The sequence below is a fragment of the Streptomyces solincola genome, from assembly GCF_002982015.1.
Taxonomy (GTDB): domain Bacteria; phylum Actinomycetota; class Actinomycetes; order Streptomycetales; family Streptomycetaceae; genus Streptomyces; species Streptomyces solincola.
In genome coordinates, this window is record NZ_PVLV01000536.1 from 1 (window position 1) to 4,501 (window position 4,501).

The 4,501-nt window shown below is 78.2% G+C and carries 4 protein-coding genes and 1 pseudogene; 1 reads left to right on the forward strand and 4 read right to left on the reverse strand.

Going from position 1 to position 4,501, the window contains the following annotated elements:
- Window positions 1-255 precede the first annotated feature (255 nt).
- Window positions 256-1,011: pseudogene (locus C6N75_RS26630) on the reverse strand (hypothetical protein); the annotation flags it as partial.
- A 68-nt stretch (window positions 1,012-1,079) separates the two neighbouring features.
- On the opposite strand from C6N75_RS26630, the gene C6N75_RS26635 reads away from it, so the two are divergent.
- Window positions 1,080-1,889, forward strand: a complete 810-nt coding sequence (locus C6N75_RS26635) for an adenosylcobinamide-GDP ribazoletransferase (RefSeq protein ID WP_105871429.1) — start codon at window positions 1,080-1,082, stop codon at window positions 1,887-1,889.
- A gap of 7 nt (window positions 1,890-1,896) precedes the next feature.
- On the opposite strand, the gene C6N75_RS26640 is transcribed toward C6N75_RS26635, so the two are convergent.
- From C6N75_RS26640 to C6N75_RS30970, 3 genes are all read right to left on the reverse strand, one after another.
- The gene (locus C6N75_RS26640; protein WP_105871430.1) at window positions 1,897-2,691 is read right to left on the reverse strand and encodes an endo alpha-1,4 polygalactosaminidase; all 795 of its coding nucleotides are present in this window, start codon (window positions 2,689-2,691) and stop codon (window positions 1,897-1,899) included.
- 1 nt (window position 2,692) lies between these two features.
- Window positions 2,693-3,310, reverse strand: a complete 618-nt coding sequence (locus tag C6N75_RS26645; protein WP_105871431.1) for a spherulation-specific family 4 protein — start codon at window positions 3,308-3,310, stop codon at window positions 2,693-2,695.
- Between the two features lie 23 nt (window positions 3,311-3,333).
- A partial coding sequence (locus C6N75_RS30970; RefSeq protein ID WP_105871432.1) for a hypothetical protein occupies window positions 3,334-4,501 on the reverse strand: 1,168 nt, incomplete at its 5' end.

Below are 4,501 nucleotides of genomic sequence, written 5' to 3' on the forward strand. Positions count from 1 at the left end.
CCTGGCGGCGATCGCGGTGGTGGCGGCGGGCTGCGCGGTGGCCGCCGCCTGGCGTCAGCGCCGGGGCGGCGCGCTCCCGCCGGCGCCCTCCTCGGGGCCGTCCCCCGCCTCCGTACCACCCCCGGGACCGCTTCCCGGGCCGGGCTCGCTTCCCGGCTCCGGCTCCGTCCCGCGCGGCGGCTGCCCCGGGGCCGGCTGACTGCCGCCCGCAGGGCCGCCCGCCCGCTCACCGCCGGCCGGGAGGGCGGCGGCCGGGCGTTCGGCGGGCGGGAGTTCGTCGGTGGGGCGGCCGGCGACCAGGTCGCCAAAGCGGCGGCCGATGGCGTCCCAGCGGCGGTCGTGGTGGTAGGCGCGCAGTCCGGCGCGGGCCCGGGCGCGCGGGCGGCGGCGGTAGAGCCGGCGGGCCCACCAGGAGCCGGGGCGGGCCAGCCGGAGGGCGCCGACCAGCGCGACCAGCGGCACCAGCACCCCGACCACGGCCATCCGCAGCTTCCCCTTGGCCAGGGTGACCAGCACGAACAGGAAGTTGAACGCCACCGTCGTCACGAACGAGGTCCGGTTCTCGGCCTGGTCGGCCGTGAGCGAGTCCACGCCCAGCGGCGAGGAGCCGATCAGCAGCAGCATCAGCAGCGCGGCGGTGAGCGCGACCGCCTCCACGCTCTGCCGGCCCTGCTCGCTCCAGTAGACGTCGTCCAGGTGGACGATGAGCGCGAACTCGTCCAGGATCAGCCCGGCCCCGATGCCGAAGAGCACCGCGCAGAAGCCGGAGGCGGCCCCGTACTGGCTGGTGGCGACCCCGCCGAAGCCGCCGAGCAGGGCGAGCACGACGCCCGGCACGACATGGTGGATGTGCAGTCCGCCGGGGGCGACGTCGCGGAACGGGCCGCGGCCGGCCCGGATCAGCCGGGTGATGGTCCGGGTGACCAGGAAGGTCAGCACGAACGAGGCGAGCGCCAGCAGCAGCGGCAGCTTCCCCGGCTCGACGATGTTCCGGTAGAACCAGTGACCCATCCCACCCGCTCCCCTATGACCGGTCTGTACGGATATGGGAAACCTACCGGGCCGGGGCAGCGACTACTGTGCGCGCGGTGACGACTTCCCGTACCCCCGCCCGTACGCGCGCCGACGGGCTGCGGTTCGCCTTCGGCACGCTGACCGTGCTGCCGGTCCGGATCGGCCGCTGGGACCGGCGGGCGGCCCGCGCCGGGATGCTGTGCGCGCCGCTGGCCGGGCTGGTGGTGGGCCTGGCCGCGGCGGCCGCCGGCGCCGCGCTGCTGCTGGCCGGGGCGGGCGCGGCGCCGGCCGCGGTGGCCGCGGCGGCGGCGCCCGCGGTGCTCACCCGGGGGCTGCACCTGGACGGTCTCGCGGACACCGCCGACGGCCTGGGCAGCGGGAAGCCCGCCGAGGACGCGCTGGCGATCATGAAGCAGTCGGACATCGGGCCGTTCGGGGTGATCACCCTGCTGCTGGTGCTGCTCGGTCAGGCGGCGGCGCTGTACGAGCTGTACGAGGAGGGCTGGGCGCACGGGGCGCTGGGCGCCGTCCTCGCCGCCGTCGCCGCCCGCGCGGCGCTCACCTGCGCCTCGCGCGCCTCCGTGCCGGCGGCCCGCCCGGAGGGGCTGGGCGCGGTGGTGGCCGCCACCGTCCCGGCGGGCGCGGCGGGCGCGGTGGCCGTCGTGGCGGCGGGCGCGGCGGCCGGTGCGGGCCTGCTGCTCGGCCGGTCCGAGGCCCTGTCGGCCGCCCTCGCCGTCCTGGCCGGGCTGGGCGCGGCCGAGCTGCTGCTGCGGCGCTGTGTGCGGAGGCTGGGCGGGGTGACCGGGGACGTGTTCGGCGCGGTCGCCGAGACGGCGGCCACCGCCGCCCTGGTGGTGCTGGTGCTGGGCCGGTGAGGGGCCGTCAGCAGGGCTCGCGCCAGGCGTCCAGCTCGTAGCGCTTGCGCTGGGAGCTGAGCCCCAGCTTCCGCGCCTGCGGGCAGAAGGCGTCGGCGGCCAGCTCGTACTCGACGTGGAAGACCGCCTTGCCGGCCCGGACGAACGGGCTGAGCCGGGCGCACTCGCGGTACTGCGCGCACTGCTCGTTGACCGCGAAGTCCAGCTCGCCGACCAGCTCGGGGATGTGGTCCAGGTCGTTCTTCAACCCGACGGCCAGACCGCGCTCATGGGCGAGGCGGGCGATCAACCGGTGGTAGCGGAGCTGGTCGGCGGCGGTGAGCGGGAAGCCGGTGGCGTTGGCGTAGCCGTCCATGTTGTCCGGCTCGACGGCGTCGAAGCCCTTGCTGCGGCACATCTCGATCCGCTCGGCCATCAGCGGTTCGAGCACGTCGGTGCGGCGGATGTCGAGCCAGCGCTCGCCGGGCCAGCCGTTGCCCTTGCCGAGCAGTTCCTCGGGGAACTCCGCCGCGTCCGGGCGCCATTCCTCCCAGGCGCCGGTGGACAGGTAGCAGATGACCCGGCGGCCGGCCGCGCGCAGCCCGGCGACGGTGGCGGCGGGGTGGTCGAAGCCGTCGATGTCGTAGACCGGCACGTCCACCGAGGCGTCCAGGGTGCCGCTGAGCTGCCACTGCCAGGCCAGGCCGGGCTTCGGCCGCCAGCGTTCGGCGCGGGGCGGCGGTGTGCCGTCGCCGCCGGGGACGGTGGTGCAGCCCGCGAGCAGCAGGGCGAGGGCGGCGAGGAGGGTCGAGGCGCGGCGCATGTCAGGGGCGCTCCAGGTCGTGCGGGAGGGCGGCCCAGGGGTGTGCCCCGCCGGCCGGCACGGCGCACCGGACGCGGGTGGCCAGCCGGGCGTGCGAGGGGGCGGCGTAGACCAGGTGGCAGTGGTGGTCCTCGGCCGGGCGGTCGGGCAGCCCGAGCGAGCGGTAGGTCTCCCAGCTCCCCTCGAAGGTGACCAGCAGGTCGGCGGCGGCCGCGTAACCGGGGTCGGGCGGGGTGCCGTGGTTGAGGACGACGGTGGCGGCGCCGGCGGCCCGGGCGGCCACCCGCAGCCGGCGGTAGTAGGGGATCAGCTCGGGCCCGGCGGCGGCCTGGTCGAGGAACGCGCCGTCCGCGCCGTACCAGTCGCGGTGCCGGAGCAGGTCGGTGACCACGTCGGCGTGCGGGCGGCGGCCGTAGTCGGTGTCGGCGTAGCCGAGCACCCGCACCCCGGCCATCCGCAGCCGCCCGGCGACCTCGGCGAACGCCGGGTCGAGGAAGGCGCCGGCGCCGCTGGCCGGATTGACGATCACCCCGTAGAGCCGGGGTGCGGCGGCGATCAGGGCGTCCCACTCGGCGGGGCGGATGACGGGGTGCTCGTAGTAGGGGACGAGCAGGTCCACGGCGGTTCCTTACTGCGGGGGGGTCATCGGCGGTGGGCGGTGGCGCGGCCGAGCAGGGCGCAGCCGAGGACGGCCAGCAGCAGGGCGGCGGCGCCGGTGCTGCCGGCGGCGACGGTGTGCGGGTCGCCGGCGCCGAGGGCCGGCGCGGCGGTCTGGGTGGCGGCGGCGGCCGCGCAGACCAGCGCGGCCGGGACGACCGCGCCGAACGACTGGAGCAGCAGCGCCGACCAGAGCACCGTACCGAGCAGCAGCAGCGCGGCCAGCCGGGTGGCGGGCGGGCCGCCGGCGGCCGGGACGGCGAGCGATCCGAGGGCGGCGAGCAGGGCGAGCACGGTCAGGTACGCGCCGAGGCAGCCGGCCAGCACGCCCGCGGTGGCGCGCCGGAAGGCGGCCGGGGCGGTGGCGGCGCGCAGCCCGGCGGTGCCGGCGTCCCGGAAGCGGTGCAGCAGCCACTCGGCGGGGCCCATGGAGAGGGTGAGCGCGGCGGCGTCCACCAGCCCGAGGGCGGTGCGGGCCGGCCCGCCGCCCGCGAGGAGGTCGCCGATCGCGGCGTACAGCACGAGACTTCCCGTACCCAGCCCGAACAGGGCGTACGGCAGGCAGTCCGCGCGTCTCGGCGCGGCCCGCCCCCTCGGCCCGGCGGACGGCCAGGCGCCGCCGGGACGCAGGGCGCGCACGGCCAGGGCGGCGGCGGTGGCCAGGCACCCCAGCAGGACGGCGGTGCGGGCCGCGCCGGGCAGCTCCGCGGCGTACGCGAGCGGGGTGGCGGCCACCAGGGGGGCGAGTGCGGCGAGCAGCGCGGCGGGCCGGCCGAGGACCAGCAGCACGGTGGCGGCGGCGAGATAGAGGCACTGCCCGGCGGCGAACGCGGCCCCGCCCCACTCCCCCGGCCCGGCGGCCAGGCAGGCGGCCGCGGTCCCGGCGAGCGCGCCGGCCGGGGCGCCGAGCAGCAGGGCCCGGGCGGCGGCCTGACGGTCGCCCAGGCCGAGCCAGGCGTAGGCGCGGTGGGCGAGGGCCTGGTTCCACATCCAGCCGGTGACGGCGGCGGCGATCAGCGGGACCGTCCCGGCGGGCAGTCCGTGGCGTCCGGGCGGGCCGGCCGCGAGCGGGCCGCCGAGCAGGTAGGCGAGTCCGGGCAGGGCGAACACCAGCCCGCGCAGCAGGGCGTCGCCGAGGCCGGTGTGCCAGGGC